This is a genomic window from Ruegeria sp. N7 (assembly GCF_056531345.1).
This window is the reverse complement of the sequence record NZ_JBQFLR010000002.1, coordinates 159,708-177,371: the sequence shown is the minus strand read 5'-3', so window position 1 is coordinate 177,371 and position 17,664 is coordinate 159,708. Positions and strand designations below refer to the sequence as shown.

The following is a 17,664-nucleotide window of genomic DNA, read 5'->3' as shown; positions in this document are numbered from 1 at the left end:
CTCATGACGGTGGAGACGCGTTCGGCGCTCTCAGTTGTGGGTCAGTTTTTCACTATTGGGCAGCGTACAATAGCAAGAACGGTCTCCAATCCGCAAACGAAACCAAAGCGTCAAATGCGTTTCACACGTTACTCGCAAAAATGAACTATCGTTCTGGATGGAAAGACCTACAAAGCCTGTGGAAACGACCTGTATCCAGCGAGGAGCTTGAGCAGTTTGGCCCCCGTGAGGATCCTGTAACTGGTCGGATCTCGCACTCACTTTTTGACAAGTGCAAGAGACTGGCTTCAAGATACCCAGAAACGCAAAACCTAGCAGTTTTTTGAATGAGTAAACCAAACGACAACCCTGCCGATCCGTTCAAGAAGGCCTTGGCCGAGGCCACCAAGGTCATGGCTGATGATCCTGAGCTGTCGGTAACTTATACCGTCGATCCATCGGGCCTGTCGGGCGAGTCGATGCGGCTGCCGCAGGTGTCTCGGCGTATGACGCGGGAAGAGGTTCTGCTGGCTCGCGGCACGGCGGACGCTTTGGCGTTGCAGCGCCGGTATCATGATGACGCAACCCATGCGCGCTATGCGCCTCCGGGGGATATGGCGCGGGACCTGTACGAGGCGATGGAAACGGCGCGCTGCGAGGCGATGGGCGCGCGGGATATGCCCGGCACCGCCAGCAATATCGACGTCAAGATCGGGCATGAGGCGATCCGGCGCGGATATGACCAGTGCAAGCAGCCTGCCGACGCGCCCTTGTCGGTGGCGGCGGGATATCTGATCCGGCATCTGGCCACCGGGCGCGATCTGCCGCCTGCGGCCGAGAATATCATGAACCTGTGGCGCGGGTTCATCGAGGAACAGGCCGGTGGCGTGTTGGAAAACCTTGATGACGTGCTGTCGGATCAGGCGGAGTTCGCCAAGTTCGCGCGCCAGATGATCAAGGATCTGGGCTATGGCGACCAGCTGGGTGATGACCCCGACGAGTTGGACGACGAGCAGGAAGACCAGGCCGAGGACGACGCCGAGGAACAGCCCGATCCCGACAGCACCGGTCAGGATGATCAGGACGATCAGGACGCGGATGCGACGCCTGAGCAGACGCAGGAAGAGCAGCAGGATCAATCTCAGGCGCAGGTCTCGATGGACGAGATGGCCGAGGATGAGCTGGGTGACGAGGCCGAGATGCCTGATGGCGAAGCGCCGCTGGAGCCGCCTGCCCCGCCGCCCGCATCCGAAGCGGACCCGGATTACAAGGTCTATCTGAGCACGCATGATGAAGAGATTGCGGCCGAAGATCTGGCCGAGCCTGCGGAACTGGAACGGCTGCGGGCCTATTTGGATCAGCAGCTTGAACCGCTGAAAGGCGCGGTGAGCCGTTTGGCCAACAAGCTGCAACGTCGGCTGCAGGCGCAGCAGAACCGCAGCTGGGAGTTCGACCGCGAGGAAGGCATTCTGGACGCGGGCCGATTGGCACGAGTGGTCGCGAACCCCACCACTCCGCTGAGTTTCAAGGTCGAGAAGGATACCGAGTTCCGCGATACGGTTGTCACGCTGCTGCTGGACAATTCGGGGTCGATGCGGGGGCGTCCGATTTCGATCGCCGCCATCTGCGCCGATGTTCTGGCGCGGACGCTGGAACGCTGCAATGTGAAGGTCGAGATATTGGGCTTTACCACGCGGGCGTGGAAAGGCGGACAGGCGCGCGAGGCATGGCTGAACGATGGCCGCCCGCAGCAGCCTGGCCGTCTGAACGACCTGCGCCACATCATCTACAAGGGCGCCGATGCGCCGTGGCGGCGGGCGCGGCCCAATCTGGGCCTGATGATGAAAGAGGGCCTGCTGAAGGAAAACATCGACGGTGAGGCGCTGGAATGGGCGCATCGCCGGATGATCGCGCGGCGCGAGCAGCGCAAGATTCTGATGGTGATTTCGGATGGAGCTCCGGTTGATGATTCAACCCTGAGCGTGAACCCCGCCAACTATCTGGAAAAGCACCTGCGCGATGTGATTGCCATGGTGGAAAAGCGCAAGATGGTCGAGTTGCTGGCGATTGGCATCGGTCATGATGTGACCCGGTATTACGACCGTGCGGTGACAATCACCGATGTGGAACAGCTGGCCGGTGCGATGACGGAACAACTGGCGGCCCTGTTCGACAGTGATCCGCGCGCGCGGGCGCGGGTGATGGGGATGAAGAAGGTCAGCTAGGCTGGCCTTGCCTCCGGCGGGAGTATTTCCCAAAAGATGAAAAGGCGGCGATTTCGACCGCCCGGCTGAGGGAGGAGTAGTATGTTCCAGTCCTTTGAGGTGACCGCGCGGCCCGAGCAGGGGCCGCCGCGTCTGGCTGCGTTGCGCGCGGAGCTGGCGCGCGAAGGGTTGGACGGGTTTTTGATCCCGCGTGCGGATGCGCATCAGGGCGAGTATGTGGCCCCGCGGGATGAGCGTCTGGCCTGGTTGACCGGGTTTACGGGATCGGCCGGGTTCTGTGCTGCGCTGACCGGCATGGCCGGTGTGTTCATCGACGGGCGGTATCGCACGCAGGTCAAGGCGCAGGTCGCGGATGTGTTCACGCCGGTGCCGTGGCCTGATATCAGCCTGAGTACATGGCTGAAAGCGCAGTTGCCCGGTGGTGGTAAGGTGGGCTTTGATCCGTGGTTGCACGCGGCAGGGCAGATCTCGTCCACGCTGGGCGAGCTTGAGGGCGCAGGCATCGAACTGGTGCGCTGCGGCAATCTGGTGGACCGCATTTGGGCGGATCAGCCTGAACCGCCGATGCAGGCCGTCAAGGCGCATCCGATCGAGTTTGCGGGCGAAACCGCTGACAGCAAGATTGCCAGACTGGCCGCAGACCTGCGGCAGGCCGGGCGAAAGGCCGCGGTGATCACGTTGCCGGATTCGATCATGTGGCTGCTGAACGTTCGGGGGTCGGATATCGCTTACAACCCCGTGGCCCACGGGTTTGCGATCCTGCATGACGACGGCCGGGTCGATCTGTTCATGGCTACGGCAAAACTGTTGGACGTGCAGGATCATCTGGACCCGAAGGTGACGGTGCACAACCCCGCGGAGTTTCTGGAGGCGGTGAAAGCGCTGGACGGTGCGGTACAGGTGGACCTGAGCACGGTGCCGCAGATCGTGGCGGACGCGTTGGGCGATGCCATGGTGGATGGCGGCGACCCCTGTGCCCTGCCCAAGGCCTGCAAGAACCCGGCCGAAATCGCGGGCAGCGCCGAGGCGCATTTGCGCGATGCGGTGGCGGTGGTCGAGACCCTGTGCTGGCTGGACGCACAGCTCCCCGGCAGCCTGTCCGAGACGCAGGTGGTCACGCGGCTGGAAGAAAACCGCCGCAGGGACAATGTGTTGCAGGATATCTCGTTCGATACCATTGCCGGGACGGGTCCGAACGGCGCGATCATGCATTACCGCGTGACGGACGAGACCGACAGCCGGTTGCAGGACGGTCATCTGCTGGTGCTGGACAGCGGCGGGCAATATCTGGATGGCACCACCGATATCACGCGGACGCTTGCCATTGGCACTGTCGGGGCGGAGGAAAAGACCTGCTTCACCCGCGTGCTGAAGGGCATGATTGCCATGTCGATGCTGCGCTGGCCCGCAGGGCTAGCCGGGCGCGATATCGAATGCGTGGCCCGCACGCCGCTATGGGCGGCGGGGCAGGATTTCAACCATGGCGTCGGACACGGCGTCGGGGCCTATCTGAGCGTGCATGAGGGGCCGCAGCGCCTGTCGAAGGTCAGCCATGTCCCCTTGCTACCCGGCATGATCCTGTCGAATGAGCCGGGATATTACCGCGAAGGCGCCTTTGGCATCCGCATTGAAAACCTTGTGGTGGTGGAAGAGGCCCCGGCCCTGCCCGGTGGCGATGCGGAACGCGCGATGCTGTGCTGGCGCACCCTGACATTTGTGCCAATTGACCGCAGGCTGATCATGGTGGATATGTTGACGCCTGACGAACGCGGCTGGCTGAACGCCTATCATCGCGACGTCGCGGAAAAAATCCGCCCAAGGCTGGGACATGACGCGCAACTGTGGTTGGATGCCGCAACTGCGCCGATCTGACACCCGCCTGTTACATAGAACGGGCAGAGGAGAGGCCCCAATACGTCGACGGAAGGACCAGAGATGACTGAGATCACGATCCAAAAAGCGCCGGGCAAATGGACTGTCCGTTCGGGCGGTGCGATTCTGGGCGAAACGAGCAACGCGCTGGAATTGCACGAAGGCGACAAAGCTCCGGTGATTTACTTTCCGCGTGGCGATGTTGCGATGGCGTTTCTGGACCAGACCGACAAGGTGACGCATTGCGCCCGCATGGGTGATGCGACGCATTTTTCCATCGTCAACAAATCCTCGGTGACCGAAAACGCGGTCTGGAGTTATGAAGACCCGGTTTCCGCCGTGGCCGAGATCAAGGGATACCTGGCGTTTTATCCGGTGGACTCGGTGAAGGTGGAACAGATTTAAAGGCACCGGACAGGGTTTCAACGGAGGCTTTGGGAACGCTTGTCCCGGTCGCGGGAGCCTTATGAATGTTCCTCGGCTGCGGTGGCTGCAAGGGCCCGGTTGTACGCCTTGAGCGCGTCGACATGGTAGAGCGCGCCGACGGGTGTCTCGGACCCGTCCTGTTCCAGAACGATAACCGGAATGCAGGGTATGTCGTCACGGTCGAAATAGGGCATCGCGGCCTCAAGCGTGGCGCTGGCCTGAATACACAGGCCCTGTTCGATCAGGGCGTGCGCCTCGTCCGCAGTGATTGAACGGTCATCCCCGATGGGGCGCATCACCGCCCCGGCGCGCAGCATCGCCAGCAGATAGGCCTGCGGTCCGGCGGCTAGGTGGACATCGCGGCGTTCCAACTGGGTCAGGAAAAATGACCGGTCCACAAGGCGCGACGCCAATGCGGTGGATATGGATACAGTCACCATCACGGCAAGGCCGATCTGCCAGTCTCCGGTCAGTTCAAACACGATCAGAGTGGTCGAGATGGGCGCGCCCAGAACGGCAGCAGCCACCGCGCCCATTCCGGCAAAGGCATAAAGCGTATGCGTGCCGGACACATCCGGCAGCAGCCCAGTGGCGATCAGTCCGAACGCCAGCCCGGTCAATGCGCCGATCATCAGGGACGGTGAAAACACCCCGCCCCCCATGCGCCCGCCCATGGTGATCGCCACAGCCACTGTCTTGGTCACCGCAAACAGGATCGCGGTAGTCAGCAGCAGATCACCGGTCAGGGCGCGGATCGTGGTCTGATAGCCGACACCGATGATATGCGGGAACCAGATCGCCATCAGCCCCAGCATCGCGCCGGACACGGCCGGGCGCAGCCAGCCCGGAATGGACAGGCGGTTCTGGATATGGCTGCCGATATCTTCAGCAAAGAAGATCGATCGCATCAGCAGCAGCGCGACAAAGCCGCAGATCAGGCCGAGGATCAGGAAGGCGGGAAGTTCGACATAGAATTGCAGCGATCCGGGCGTTTCCAGCGTGAACTCGGTAACGTCGCCATATTCGAGGCGGTTGATCACCGTTCCGGCGACCGAGGCGATGACGATCGGGGCAAAGGCATGCACGGCGAAGTGGCGCAGCACGACCTCGAGCGCGAACAGGGCCCCGGCGATGGGGGCGTTGAAGCTGGCTGAAACGGCGGCGGCGACAGCACAGCCCAGCAGGTCACGGCCCGTGATCCCGTCGGCATGGATGCGGTTGCTGACCCAGGTGGAAATCACCCCGGCCATATGCACCACGGGGCCTTCGCGGCCCGTTGACCCGCCCGAACTGAGCGTGATCAGCGAGGCAAAGAACGAGGCGATGCCGGCCTTGACCTCGACCCGCCCGTCGGTGATGGCGGACCCTTCGATCACATCAGCGACAGACCTGACGCGCCCGTCATTGGTGAACCGGTTCAGGATCAGGCCCACGACCAGCCCACCGATGATCGGGATGATCAGGATCATGAACCACGGCAGTTTCTCGGCATGGCTGTGCAGCAGCAGGACGTCATCGGTGTCATAGAGATAGGCCTGCAACGCGCGGATGGCCTTGCGGAACCCAAGCGCCATGAATCCGGCAGCGATACCAATGACCAGCGCGATGAACCAGAACTGGATCTGGCTTGGCCCCCGGCGCAGCATCACCCGCCACGCATCCCTGATCGCGGCCAGAGCCTGATTGAGCTGGTTGCGCAGAACGGTGCGGGTCGACTGGGTCATTGGCTCTCGGGGATCATCACGTAACCCTTAGTAAGCCACGGAGCACCCTAATAAAAGTGAGATAGCGACAGTGTGAGGCCAATTCGTGCCACGGGCGCATCAGGCCTGCAGCAGAGCCCGGGCGGCGGCGCGGGCCTCGTCCGTGATGGTGTCGCCCGCCACCATGCGCGCAATCTCGTCCACCCGGTCGGGTTGGGCCAGAGGGATGACGGTGGACAGGGTTTGTCCGTCCGTGACCTGTTTCTGCACCCGCCAGTGATGCGCCGCACGGGCAGCGACCTGCGGGGAATGGGTGACAACCAGCACCTGCCCGCCCTGTGCCAATGACGCCAGCCTGCGCCCGACCGCGTCGGCAGTGGCCCCGCCGACGCCGCGGTCAATCTCGTCAAAGATCATCGTGCGAGCGCTGTCATCGCCCGACAGGCACACTTTGAGCGCCAGCAGGAAGCGGCTGAGTTCACCCCCCGAGGCGATCTTGTTCAGCGGCCCCGCAGGCGCGCCCGGATTGGTGGCCACGGTAAAGGCCACCGCGTCGGTCCCTTCGGGGCCGGGTTCCGTCGGGGTGAGTTCGGTCCGGAACACCGCGCGTTCCATCTTGAGCGGGGCCAGTTCCGCCATGACGGCGGCATCCAGCCGCCCTGCAGCAGCTGCGCGGGCCGCGCTGAGGTCGGCGGCGGCATTGTCATAAGCCTTTTGTGCCGCGTCCAAAGCGGCGCGTCTGTCCGCCAGGTCGGCGTCGCCTGCTTCCAACTGGTTGAGGCGGGTGCGCAGAGTGTCGGCAAACGCGCCCAGATCATCCGGGGCCACGTCGTGTTTGCGAGCCAGTGCGCGGATGGCAAACAGGCGTTCCTCGGCCTGTTCCAGTTCCGACGGGTCGAAGTCCAGCGCCTGAAGGCAGGCGTTCACGCCATCCTGCGCCTCGCCCAGTTCAATCATGGCGCGGCCCAGCGCGGCAATCGGTTCGTCCAGCTGACCACCCGCGTTGCCGGACACACCTTCCAGCCAGCGGATAGCGTCGGACATCGCCCCTTCGGCACCGTCCCCGGACAGCAGGGCGTAGGCGCGGGCGACATCATCGCGGATACGCTCGGCCCCCTGCATCATGCGGCGGCGGGCATCAAGTTCGGCATCCTCACCGGGCTGAGGATCAAGCTGATCCAGCTCGGCAACCGCGTGGCGCAGGAAATCTTCCTCACTTCGGACGGCAGCCAGAGCGGCCTCGGTCTCGGCCAGCACCTTGCGGGCGCGTGACATGTCGGTCCAGGCCGCACGAACGGATGTCAGCCGGTCCGAAACCCCGGCGAAATCGTCCAGCATGGCCCGGTGGCCACGCGGGTTCAGCAGCCCGCGGTCATCGTGCTGGCCGTGCAGTTCGATCAGGGTTTCCGACAGCGCCCGCAGCACATCGCCCGAGCAGCGGCGGTCATTGACCCAGGCGGTCTTGCGCCCCTCGGCGGTGTTGATCCGGCGCAGGATCAGCTCATCCCCGCCCGGCAAGCCCGCTTCGGCCAGTATCGCATGTGCGGGATGATCGGCGGAAAGCTCGAACTCGGCCACAACCTCGCCCTGCGCCGCACCCTGCCGCACCAGTTCGGCCCGCCCGCGCCAGCCCAGAACAAACCCCAGCGAATCCAGAAGGATCGACTTGCCCGCGCCGGTTTCGCCGGTCAACGCATTCAGGCCCGGCTGAAAACTGAGTTCCAGCCGGTCGATGATCAGCATGTCGCGGATATCAAGGGCGCGCAGCATCGGGTCTTCAGCGTCCCAAGCCTAATGCCATGGCGATTACAACCACTCACCCTTGATGGTCTGACGATAGATCGTGCTGAGCCAGTTGTTGCCACGGCTCTTGAGCTGGAGCCCGCGTGAGGTCAGCAGCTTGTAGGCATCGTCATACCATTCCGAGGATTGGTAGTTGTAGCCAAGGATGGCACCTGCGGTTTGCGCCTCATCCAGAAGGCCGAGGGACAGATAAGCCTCGACCAGACGATAGAGCGCTTCGGCGGTGTGGGATGTGGTCTGGAAATCCTCGACCACGACGCGGAAGCGGTTGATGGCGGCAACAAAGTGATCCTGACGCAGGTAGTAGCGCCCGATCTCCATCTCTTTGCCTGCCAGATGGTCAAAGGCCAGATCGAATTTCAACACTGCCGAGGTGGCATATTCGCTGTCGGGATAAACCTCGATCACGGTGCGCAGCGATTGCAGCGCCTGAAAGGTCAGCCCCTGATCGCGCCCGACCTCGTCAATCTGGTCATAATAGCTGAGCGCCAGCAAATACTGGGCATAGGCCGCATCTTCGTCCGTTGGATAGAAGTCGATATACCGCTGGGCCGCGGCCCGGCTTTCTTCGTAGTTCTTGTCGGAATGGAACGAGAACGCCTGCATGATCAGCGCACGCTTGGCCCAGTCGGAATAGGGATACAGACGCTCGACCTCGGAGAAATACCAGGCCGCGTCATCCGAGCGATTCTGCGACAGTTCGTATTCGCCACGGGTATAGATCTGTTCCGGTGTGAACCCTTCCAGATTCTGATCCCGGTCCGCGCCCTTGTTGCCAAAAAGGCCGCCTGCGTTTCCACATGCCGTCAAAACTGCTGCCAGAAGAACCGCACCTGCGAATCTGACTGCCGCCTTGCTGCCAACCATACCGCCCATCCTTGTCGTCTTACTTAAGGGGGTTCGCCCCGAATTGAGCCATGGTCTAGCACAGAAAATTCCGGTGCAAAACGCCTTATGCAACATCTGGCGCAAATGTCGTCAGAGTTGATCTGATCAGGCGACTTCGGGAATTTCGTTTACGATCAGGCCCTGCCCCGGCAGGCGTGCGGCCTGTTCCGGCGTGCACAGAACCGGACGCACCGCGCCGGGTGTTTCAAACAGATTGCGCAGCAATGTGTTGGTCAGCGAATGACCCGACTTGTCGCCCGTGAAATGGCCCAGAATCGGCCCGCCTGCCAGATAGAGATCACCCAGAGCATCCAGCATCTTGTGGCGCACGGCTTCGTCGGCGCGGCGGAACCCACCGGGTGTCAGCACCTCGTTGCCCTGCACGACCACGGCGTTATCCAGGGTACCGCCAAGGGCCAGCCCGTTTTCGCGCATGGCTTCGACATCAATGCGGCGGCAGAAGGTGCGGCAATCGCTGAGTTCGCGCGCGAACGACCCGTTGCGCATATCCAGCGTCTTGGTCTGGCTGCCGATTGCGCTGTCTTCGAAATCGATGTGAAAGTCGATGATCAGCCCATCCGCGGGCGCGATGCTTGCGCTGGCGCCTTCCCGCGATGCGGTGACGGTCTTCAGCACCTCATAGGCCAGCACCGGGCTGGCCTGACGACGCACGCCTCGGGCCATGATACCGCGTACGAAATCGATCGAAGACCCGTCCATGATCGGAACTTCGGGGCCGTCGATTTCAATCAGCGCGTTGTGAACGCCGCACCCGGCCAAAGCAGCCATGATATGTTCGATGGTGGATACCGACACCCCGGCGTCATTGACCAGACGGGTGCAAAGCGGGGTCCGTTCGACCACGTGATAGATCGCCGGGATCATCGCATCGCCCAGATGGATATCCGTCCGTTTGAACCAGATGCCATGACCAACTGCCGCCGGTTTCAGGATCATGGTCGCAGGCTTGCCGCTGTGCAGCCCGACGCCTTTAAACGTGACCGGAGATTTGAGCGTATGTTGCAAAATGGGCCTCGGCGAGTGGTGTCCAGCCTTCTGGGGCTGTGTTGGACACTCAGTTAAGGAAGCCCGCGTCAAGGCTCAACTCACTCTTTGTAACCGAATGAAACATGTATGTAACAGATCGGCAAAACCCTGCTTACACGTTCGTAAGCCACTGTTTTAAAAAGAATTAGGGCCGCCAGATGGCGACCCCATGAGTGGATTTTGTTACCGCGATCAGTTGGCCTGACGGCGCAGGAAGGCCGGAATTTCGATACGATCCTGATCCGGGTCGGCCTCATCGTGAATCGGTGCCGTGGCCTCGGACTGGCGCAGAACGGGCTGCTGACGCGGCGGTTGGGCCGGTGTGTCAGAGGCGTGCCCGGTCATCCGGTCGATCAGCCGATTGAAGCCAAACCGCGAGCGTTCTTCGGGTTCGTGATGCGAAACCGCCGCTTGCGGGCGGGGCGCTGCGGCGCGCTGAACTGCCGAGGGAACCTTCTGAACCGCTGCCTGCAAACGCTGGAGTGCTTCGGGCGACGGGGTGCCTGCGACAGGCGCGCGCGGGGCAACAAATGCCTCGGGCGCCGGTTCGACATGCTCGGGCTGCGGCTCGAATTCGGCGACGCGCGGCTGATAGGCTGGGGGCGGCAGATCGTCCTCATCCCGCTCGTCAAGCGGCTGGAACTGCGGCTGGGCGGGCTCTTCCGCGGCTTCAAACAGCGAAGGTTCGCGGTTTTCTTCCATCTGCGGCGCGGGCTCTGCCATTTCGGCGGCTGCGGGTGCTTCTTCGCGACCATATTCTTCGGCCGAAACGGTGCGGGTCAGCGGCTCGGACATCGAGCGGCGCGCAACCGGGACATCAGCCGTTTTTTCGGTGGCGTCGATGCCGGTTGCAACAACCGACACGCGCATACCGCCTTCCATGGCAGTATCCAGCGTCGAGCCGACGATGATGTTCGCCTCGGGGTCCACTTCCTCGCGGATGCGGTTGGCGGCTTCGTCCAGCTCGAACAGGGTCAGGTCGTGCGAACCGGTGATGTTGATCAGTACACCCTTGGCGCCCTTGAGGCTGATTTCGTCCAGCAGCGGGTTTGCAATGGCTTTTTCCGCCGCCTGGATGGCGCGATCTTCGCCGGTTGCCTCGCCGGTGCCCATCATGGCTTTGCCCATCTCGTCCATCACGGCGCGCACATCCGCAAAGTCGAGGTTGATCAGGCCCGGACGCACCATCAGGTCGGTTACGCCTTTGACGCCCTGATACAGGACATCGTCAGCCATCGAGAACGCCTCGGTAAAGGTGGTCTTTTCGTTGGCGAGGCGGAACAGGTTCTGGTTCGGAATGATGATCAACGTGTCGACGACCCGTTGCAGCGCCTCAACGCCGTCTTCGGCCTGACGCATCCGCTTGGCACCTTCGAACTGGAAGGGCTTGGTCACGACACCCACGGTCAGCACACCCAGCTCACGCGCGGCCTGCGCGATGATCGGAGCAGCGCCGGTGCCGGTGCCGCCGCCCATGCCCGCGGTGATAAAGCACATATGCGCGCCTGCCAGATGATCGACGATCTGTTCGATGCTTTCTTCGGCAGCTGCGGCACCCACGGCCGGACGGGCCCCTGCCCCCAGACCTTCGGTGACCTTCACACCCAGTTGAACCCGCGCCGAGGACTGGCTTTGCTGCAGCGCCTGCGCGTCGGTGTTGGCGACGACAAAATCGACGCCGTCCAGCTGTTTTTCAATCATGTTGTTGACAGCGTTACCGCCCGCACCGCCAACGCCAAATACTGTAATCCGAGGCTTCAGTTCGTCTTGCCCGGGCATCGAAAGATTCAATGTCATGCTCTGTCCGCCTGTATTTATGTTCCGCCAAAGCGGTGTTTTTCTTACCTATCCTTGCTCGATTCTAGCGGGCTGATGCGAAAAGGTCACGTCAAAAATCGCGATTCACCACAAAATATGGAGGAAATAAGGCAGAAACCGGCGGCATTTCGCAGGTACTGCCAGATATAGCGGAAACGCCGGCGACCATCACAAGGCAGACGACCCCGGCGCGAGGACTCAGCCGTTCGTCACGCTTTGATCGACCATCATTTACACTGCGGAAAACTGCTCAGGTCCTGCCGCGAGGCCTCTGCCGGGCCTTGTGGATATCTTGAGGGATAAATCGACGCGCTGCAACCGGATTTTTCAACTGAGCGGTGCACTTGGACAGTTCAGGCTGGTTTCGGTGATGCTGCGCACCTCCTGGATTTCGCTTTCTGCAAACGAGGCCAGACGCACCATCAGACGGCCTTCGTGCAGGAAGGGCCACCAGCAGACGGGAATACCATCCGGGTCGTTGTCATAGAGAAAGCAGATCTGACCGTTTGGCGTGGTGATCTGCCCATAGACACAGCCCTGCCCTTCTTGCCGCCAGACCGAGATGTGACGGTTCAGAAATTGCTCGGTCCCGACGAAATAGCCGCTGCGAATCTCATGGAAGGTGAGCGTTTTGCCGACGGCGGCATCCAGAAATGCCTCGGGTGTGATGATGGTCTGGGCCGAAACCCACCCCGGCAACAGGGCCGCACACAAAGCGGCCCGGTACAGGGGGCTACCAATTGTCACGGAACCACCGGACGGCCCGCTTGAACGGGCGCGCGGCGTAGGTGTCGACCGGGATTTCGAAATCCCACCATTCGTCCTGCGGGTGCGCCGCAAATAGGCTGAGCCCCACAGAGGACGAGAACGCCGGACCTGTCGCCGATTGCGGCAGGCCATGCACCCGCAGCGGGCGGCCCAGACGCACGCGTTGACCAAGGATGCGGGTCGCCAGACCGTCCAGCCCCATGATCTGACTGCCGCCACCGGTCAGAACGATCTGCTGGCTTGGCATGTGTTCAAACCCGGCCGCATCCAGACGCACGCGGACCTCTTCTAGAATTTCCTCGACGCGCGGACGCATAATGCCGATCAGTTCGGCCCGACTGACTGTGCGGCGGTCGTGTTCCCAGTCACCGGTATCGCCGCCGATATCGATCATGTCGCGGTCATCAGCGCCGGTCGCATGAACGCCGCCATTGAACGTCTTGATCCGCTCCGCAACTGCTGCGGGCACACCCAACCCCATCGAGATATCGGCGGTCACGTGATCGCCGCCCATACGCACGCAATCGGCATAGATCATGTGTTTCTTCATGAAGATCGAAACGCTGGTGGTACCGCCGCCCATGTCGATACAGGCCGCGCCGAGTTCCTGCTCATCTTCGACCAGCGCGGAAATTCCCGAGACATAGGCCGAGTTCGCAATCCCGGCGAGTTCCAGATCGCAGCGTTTGATACAGCGCACGATGTTCTGGATCGCCATCGCATCGACGGTCAGCATGTGCATATCGACCGCAAGGCTTTGGCCCATCTGCCCGCGCGGGTCGATCAGGCCCGAGCGGTTGTCGAGCGCAAAGTTGACCGGCTGTGCGTGCAGCACCTCGCGCCCGTCGCCGTAATCCGGCACGTCGCATGCGTTCAGAACACGACCCACTTCGGCCTCGGTCACCAGCTGGCCATCCAGATCAACCTGTGCGTCCAGCCCGTAAGAGCGCGGGTTGGCCCCCGAGAAACAGGCGATGACGTGATCGACACGGATATCGGCCATCTTCTGTGCGGCCTGAAGCGCGGTGCGGATGGCGCGTTCGGTTTCCTGCATGGCGGTGACTTCGCCAAACTGTACGCCGCGCGAACGTGTCGTTGCGGCCCCGATCACCCGAAACCCCGTCTGCCCCGCCATTGAGCCGATGGTGTTATCTTCACTCAGCCGGCCCGATCCGTCAAAACGCAGAACGAGGCAGGCAATCTTGGAACTGCCCACATCCAGAATCGCGATCACACCGCGTTGCAATGCCTGGCGCCGCATTTGGCGCATGGCGCGTTGGGACTGATAAAGATCGGTCATCATGCTCGTTACTGCCCGTTACTCAGTGTCACTTTTGTATTCCACCAGTCTTCGCTGGCGGCTTTGGTCATTCGGATGGTGGGACGCTGGCCAAGGCGCATGTCGACCACGGCCACGTCGCGTTCCAGAAGGTCCTGCACCTCGTTCACCGCAAGCACGCGCTCCAGCGCGCGCACCGGGCGCTCGGTCGGCAGCATGATGCGCTGGCCACGGTCCAGGACCAGATCCCAGCGCCGTTCACCCACGCGCACCAGCCCGCGCACACGATTGCCTAGGCTGCGGGCGGTCTGAAAGATCTCGAGCGCCTGTGCCACATGGGCATCCGCGCCCGCGCCCGCGATCAGCGGCAGGTCGGCATGGTCCTTGCGAGAGGTGGTTTCCTTGACATGCGCGCCGGTCTCGTCGAGCAGTTCGAGCCCGTCATGCGTCCGCCAGACAATCACGGGCTGACGCTCGACCACGTTGACCTGAAGGATGCCGCCCGGACGGATACGTACGGTTGCCGATTTCACCGGATCAAGCCCGGTGATCGTGTCGCGCATCTGTTCGACATCCAGATCCCAGGAACTGATCGGGAAATCCAGAGGCACGACCTCGCGGATATCATCGGACAGGCTGGTGCCTGCCCCGTCGATGGCCATCAGGTTGACCATGAACTCGGGGCGTTCCTGAATCGAGGTGCGAATATCGGCAATATAGGTACCAAGCGCTTCGCGCCGTTCCTGAGAGGCAAAATAGACGCCAACTGCCGCGGCAATGGCGCAGATCGGCAGGCCAAGCTTGACGCCCAGACGGATACCCGGTGTCAGCATCCAGCGCTGAAGACGATAGCTGAGGCGCGACGGGGCCGGATCGCTGCGGCGTGCGGTGCGGGAAAACACCCGCGCCCCGCGCAGACGCAGAATGGGCTGGGTGTCATGCGGTTCCGTATCTGCCGAGGCAAAATCGGCATCCGGCCCGGCAAGGGGCTTGGTGCGATGGATTTCCAGAGAGCGGCTGGCGATTAACGGTTGCATGAGGCGTCCTTAACCATCCAGGCGCAGAGCTGACCAAATGTCATGCCCATATGCGCGGCCTGTTCCGGGGCCAGCGAGGTGGGTGTCATGCCCGGCTGGGTGTTGGTTTCCAGCAGAAACAGCCCATCAGCACCCGCGCTGTCATCCCAGCGAAAATCGGTGCGGCTGACACCCTTGCAGCCCAAAGCATCATGCGCAAGCAAGGCATAATCCATACAGCGATCAAAGATATCCTGCGGGATGTCGGCGGGGACCACGTGCCATGATCCGCCGGGTTTGTACTTGGCGTCATAATCGTACCAGCCGCCATCGGTCATGATCTCGGTCACGGTCAGGGCGCGGTCGCCCATGACGGTCACGGTCAGCTCGCGCCCGGCCACGTATTTCTCGACCATGATCTGGTCGGGCATGTCTTCGGACAGCTGCGGCGGGCCGTTGGCGTTTTCGTGAACGATGTAGATGCCGACACTGGACCCTTCGTTATTGGGCTTGGCCACATAGGGCGGTTCCATCACATGGGCGCGGGTCACCTCGGCCCGTGGAACGATCACGCTGGGAACTACGGGCAGACCCTCGGCCTGATAGACGTCCTTGCTGCGTTGCTTGTCCATCGCAAGGGCCGAGGCCAGAACACCCGAATGGGTATAGGGAATCCGCATCCATTCCAGCATCCCCTGCACGCAGCCATCCTCGCCCCAGCGGCCATGCAGGGCGTTGAAAACCACATCCGGCTGAATATCCAACAGGCGCGCATAGAGGTCGGGACCAGCGTCCAGTTCGACCACTTCAATACCTTCTCCCACAAGGGCGGCCGCGCATTCGCGCCCAGAGCTGAGAGACACCTCGCGTTCCGCCGAGGGGCCACCCATCAATACCGCCACTTTGGGGTTTGTCCTGCTCGACATACCCAATGTGCGCCTCAATGTCCCCGGACCTTATGTGGTGGTCCGTACTGCGTTTATGCCTTTGATCCGTCGCCTGAATTTGCCTGTTTTGGTCTGACGGTCGGGGCTTTATTCTTTTAGCGGATCACCGACCCGCATGATTTCCCACTCTAGCGTGATGCCGCTTGTTTCGTAAACCTTTTTTCGCACCTCTTCGCCCAGACCTTCGAGGTCATCAGCGGTGGCGGTGCCGGTATTGATCAGGAAGTTCGAGTGTTTCGGGCTCATCTGCGCCCCGCCGCGTGTCGCGCCGCGCATTCCCGCATCATCGATCACTTTCCACGCCTTGAGGTCATGCACGTCATCAGCCTGCCCGGTCGAGGAAAACCCGGCCGGGTTGCGGAAGGTCGATCCGGCACTGCGGTCTTTGGTGGGTTGGGTTTCGTCACGCTTTTTCAGTTGCGCTTCCATTCGGGCATGAAGGTCATCGGGATCGCCGGACGGGCCTTCGAACGTGGCCGAAATCAGAACGGCGCCTTCGGGCAGGTCGGACTGGCGATAGCGAAAGTTCAGATCCTCGGGCGTCAGGTCCCGCAGGTCGCCCTGCCGGGTGACAATGGTGGCCTTGCGCAGCACATCCGCCGTGTAGCTGCCATAACAGCCCGCATTCATCCGCACCGCGCCCCCGATCGAGCCGGGGATGGTGCGCAGGAAGGTCAGGTCCACGCCCGCATCCGCCGCCTTGCGCGCAACATGCGCGTCCAGCGCGGCAGCTCCCGCGGTGACGGCGTTGCCCTCAACCGAGATGGCGTTGAACCCGCGCCCCAGCCGGATCACAACGGCCCGCAAGCCACCATCGCGCACGATGAGGTTCGAGCCGACCCCCATCGGAAAGACCGGCACATCATCCGGCAGATCGCGCAGGAAGACCTGCAAGTCTTCGACATCGGCAGGTTGAAACAGGTAATCCGCCGGCCCACCGACGCGGAGCCATGTGAGGTCAGACAGGTTGCGCGCTTTGGACAGGCGGCCCCGGACATCGGGAAGAACAGGGGGAAGCAGAGTCATGTAGTCGCGCGCACCGCCAGGCTGCGCCCACCGACCCCGCCCATGATTGCGGCGAAAAGGAAGGGAAGAACACCGGCAGTCAACCAGACCAGCGGGCCGAACGCCTTGTCTTCTTCACCCGTTCCGACACCAGCCAGCACGACGATCAGCCCCAGACCAACCGCGGATGTCAGCCCGATCAGCCACAATAGACTGCGCAGGCCAAGCCAGCGGCCCGCTGTAAACCCGGCAGCGGCACCCAGAACGAAGGAAACAAGCGGCAGATAGGCAAATGTGGCGATTGTCGCCATGACAGACCTCCTGAAGTTGGCCGGTTATTCTTTGGCCGCCTTCATGCCCTGCATTTTCACCTTTGTCCAACGGGTCAGATAAATCAATGGCCAGCGCAGCACGGACATGCCCATTGCCAGCACCAGCAGCCCGATCCAGGGGCCGTTTTCATAGGTGACATAGCCGACGATGGGAATGCCCACGATGATCAGGATATAGGCGCGCGTCCAGTGGTTGTCGGTGCTGGGGATCAGCGCAAGGACGTTGGCAGCAAAGCCCCAGAGGGCTGCCAGAGCGATAGACCATGTCATTCTGCGACCTCGCGCCCTGTCCATTTGCGCCAGTAATACCGGATGGGGTTGCGGAACATCGACACGAACCCTGCAAATGCCGCGACCGACCAGAACCAGCCGTGGACATACCCAAGCCACACGACCAGCATTGGTGCGCAGACCAACAGGACAAACCCCGGCGGGAATTGCAGCCGCATCGGCAACATTGCCACGATGGTGGCGCAGATCACCCAAAGCGCTGCAAAGATCATCGAATAGTCCATTCGCCCCTCCGAGGACACGCGACTGTTGCGGTCAGAGTATC

Annotated in this window: 16 protein-coding genes; 3 read left to right on the top strand and 13 right to left on the bottom strand. The window is 62.1% G+C overall.

Going from position 1 to position 17,664, the window contains the following annotated elements; translation table 11 throughout:
- The first annotated feature begins 326 nt into the window (after positions 1-326).
- From cobT to ACR0ES_RS05445, 3 genes are all read left to right on the top strand, one after another.
- Positions 327-2,204 carry a cobaltochelatase subunit CobT gene (gene cobT, locus ACR0ES_RS05455; RefSeq protein WP_480481834.1) on the top strand — a complete coding sequence of 626 codons (1,878 nt, stop codon included), beginning with the start codon at positions 327-329 and terminating at the stop codon, positions 2,202-2,204.
- An 81-nt stretch (positions 2,205-2,285) separates the two neighbouring features.
- Positions 2,286-4,076, top strand: coding sequence for an aminopeptidase P family protein (locus ACR0ES_RS05450; protein ID WP_480869809.1), 1,791 nt, complete (start codon positions 2,286-2,288; stop codon positions 4,074-4,076).
- Positions 4,077-4,139: 63 nt separating this feature from the next.
- Positions 4,140-4,481: a DUF427 domain-containing protein gene (locus ACR0ES_RS05445; RefSeq protein WP_209504510.1), complete on the top strand. Its 342-nt coding sequence runs from the start codon at positions 4,140-4,142 to the stop codon at positions 4,479-4,481.
- A gap of 59 nt (positions 4,482-4,540) precedes the next feature.
- Here the strand turns inward: ACR0ES_RS05445 and ACR0ES_RS05440 are convergent, their stop codons facing one another.
- The 13 genes from ACR0ES_RS05440 to ACR0ES_RS05380 all read right to left on the bottom strand — a co-directional run bounded on the left by ACR0ES_RS05440 (position 4,541) and on the right by ACR0ES_RS05380 (position 17,623).
- Positions 4,541-6,226, bottom strand: coding sequence for a chloride channel protein (locus ACR0ES_RS05440; RefSeq protein WP_480869807.1), 1,686 nt, complete (start codon positions 6,224-6,226; stop codon positions 4,541-4,543).
- Positions 6,227-6,325: 99 nt separating this feature from the next.
- Entirely contained in the window at positions 6,326-7,975 is a 1,650-nt protein-coding gene (recN, locus tag ACR0ES_RS05435) for a DNA repair protein RecN (RefSeq protein ID WP_480869805.1), read from the bottom strand.
- A 36-nt stretch (positions 7,976-8,011) separates the two neighbouring features.
- Entirely contained in the window at positions 8,012-8,875 is an 864-nt protein-coding gene (locus ACR0ES_RS05430) for an outer membrane protein assembly factor BamD (RefSeq protein ID WP_267363885.1), read from the bottom strand.
- Between the two features lie 126 nt (positions 8,876-9,001).
- A complete protein-coding gene (gene lpxC, locus ACR0ES_RS05425) occupies positions 9,002-9,922 on the bottom strand; it encodes a UDP-3-O-acyl-N-acetylglucosamine deacetylase (protein WP_480869803.1) in 921 nt (306 codons plus the stop codon).
- A gap of 213 nt (positions 9,923-10,135) precedes the next feature.
- Positions 10,136-11,740 (bottom strand): cell division protein FtsZ, encoded by a 1,605-nt coding sequence (gene ftsZ / locus ACR0ES_RS05420; protein ID WP_480869801.1) that lies wholly within the window; start codon positions 11,738-11,740, stop codon positions 10,136-10,138.
- Between the two features lie 348 nt (positions 11,741-12,088).
- Positions 12,089-12,508 (bottom strand): hypothetical protein, encoded by a 420-nt coding sequence (locus ACR0ES_RS05415; RefSeq protein ID WP_480506264.1) that lies wholly within the window; start codon positions 12,506-12,508, stop codon positions 12,089-12,091.
- The gene (gene ftsA / locus ACR0ES_RS05410; protein ID WP_480475961.1) at positions 12,495-13,829 is read right to left on the bottom strand and encodes a cell division protein FtsA; all 1,335 of its coding nucleotides are present in this window, start codon (positions 13,827-13,829) and stop codon (positions 12,495-12,497) included. Before ftsA ends, ACR0ES_RS05415 begins: the two co-directional genes overlap by 14 nt.
- Positions 13,830-13,837: 8 nt before the next feature.
- Positions 13,838-14,845: a cell division protein FtsQ/DivIB gene (locus ACR0ES_RS05405; RefSeq protein ID WP_480475959.1), complete on the bottom strand. Its 1,008-nt coding sequence runs from the start codon at positions 14,843-14,845 to the stop codon at positions 13,838-13,840.
- Positions 14,833-15,750: a D-alanine--D-alanine ligase gene (locus ACR0ES_RS05400; protein WP_480869799.1), complete on the bottom strand. Its 918-nt coding sequence runs from the start codon at positions 15,748-15,750 to the stop codon at positions 14,833-14,835. The genes ACR0ES_RS05405 and ACR0ES_RS05400 overlap by 13 nt, the downstream gene beginning before the upstream one ends.
- Positions 15,751-15,858: 108 nt before the next feature.
- Complete coding sequence (murB, locus tag ACR0ES_RS05395) at positions 15,859-16,797, bottom strand: UDP-N-acetylmuramate dehydrogenase (RefSeq protein WP_480869797.1); 939 nt, start codon at positions 16,795-16,797, stop codon at positions 15,859-15,861.
- Positions 16,794-17,087 carry a hypothetical protein gene (locus ACR0ES_RS05390; RefSeq protein ID WP_209504519.1) on the bottom strand — a complete coding sequence of 98 codons (294 nt, stop codon included), beginning with the start codon at positions 17,085-17,087 and terminating at the stop codon, positions 16,794-16,796. The genes murB and ACR0ES_RS05390 overlap by 4 nt, the downstream gene beginning before the upstream one ends.
- A 24-nt stretch (positions 17,088-17,111) precedes the next feature.
- On the bottom strand, positions 17,112-17,378 hold the full coding sequence (locus ACR0ES_RS05385) for a DUF2484 family protein (protein ID WP_480869795.1): 267 nt from the start codon (positions 17,376-17,378) through the stop codon (positions 17,112-17,114).
- Positions 17,375-17,623: a DUF2484 family protein gene (locus ACR0ES_RS05380; protein WP_480869793.1), complete on the bottom strand. Its 249-nt coding sequence runs from the start codon at positions 17,621-17,623 to the stop codon at positions 17,375-17,377. The genes ACR0ES_RS05385 and ACR0ES_RS05380 overlap by 4 nt, the downstream gene beginning before the upstream one ends.
- Between the last annotated feature and the right edge of the window lie 41 nt (positions 17,624-17,664).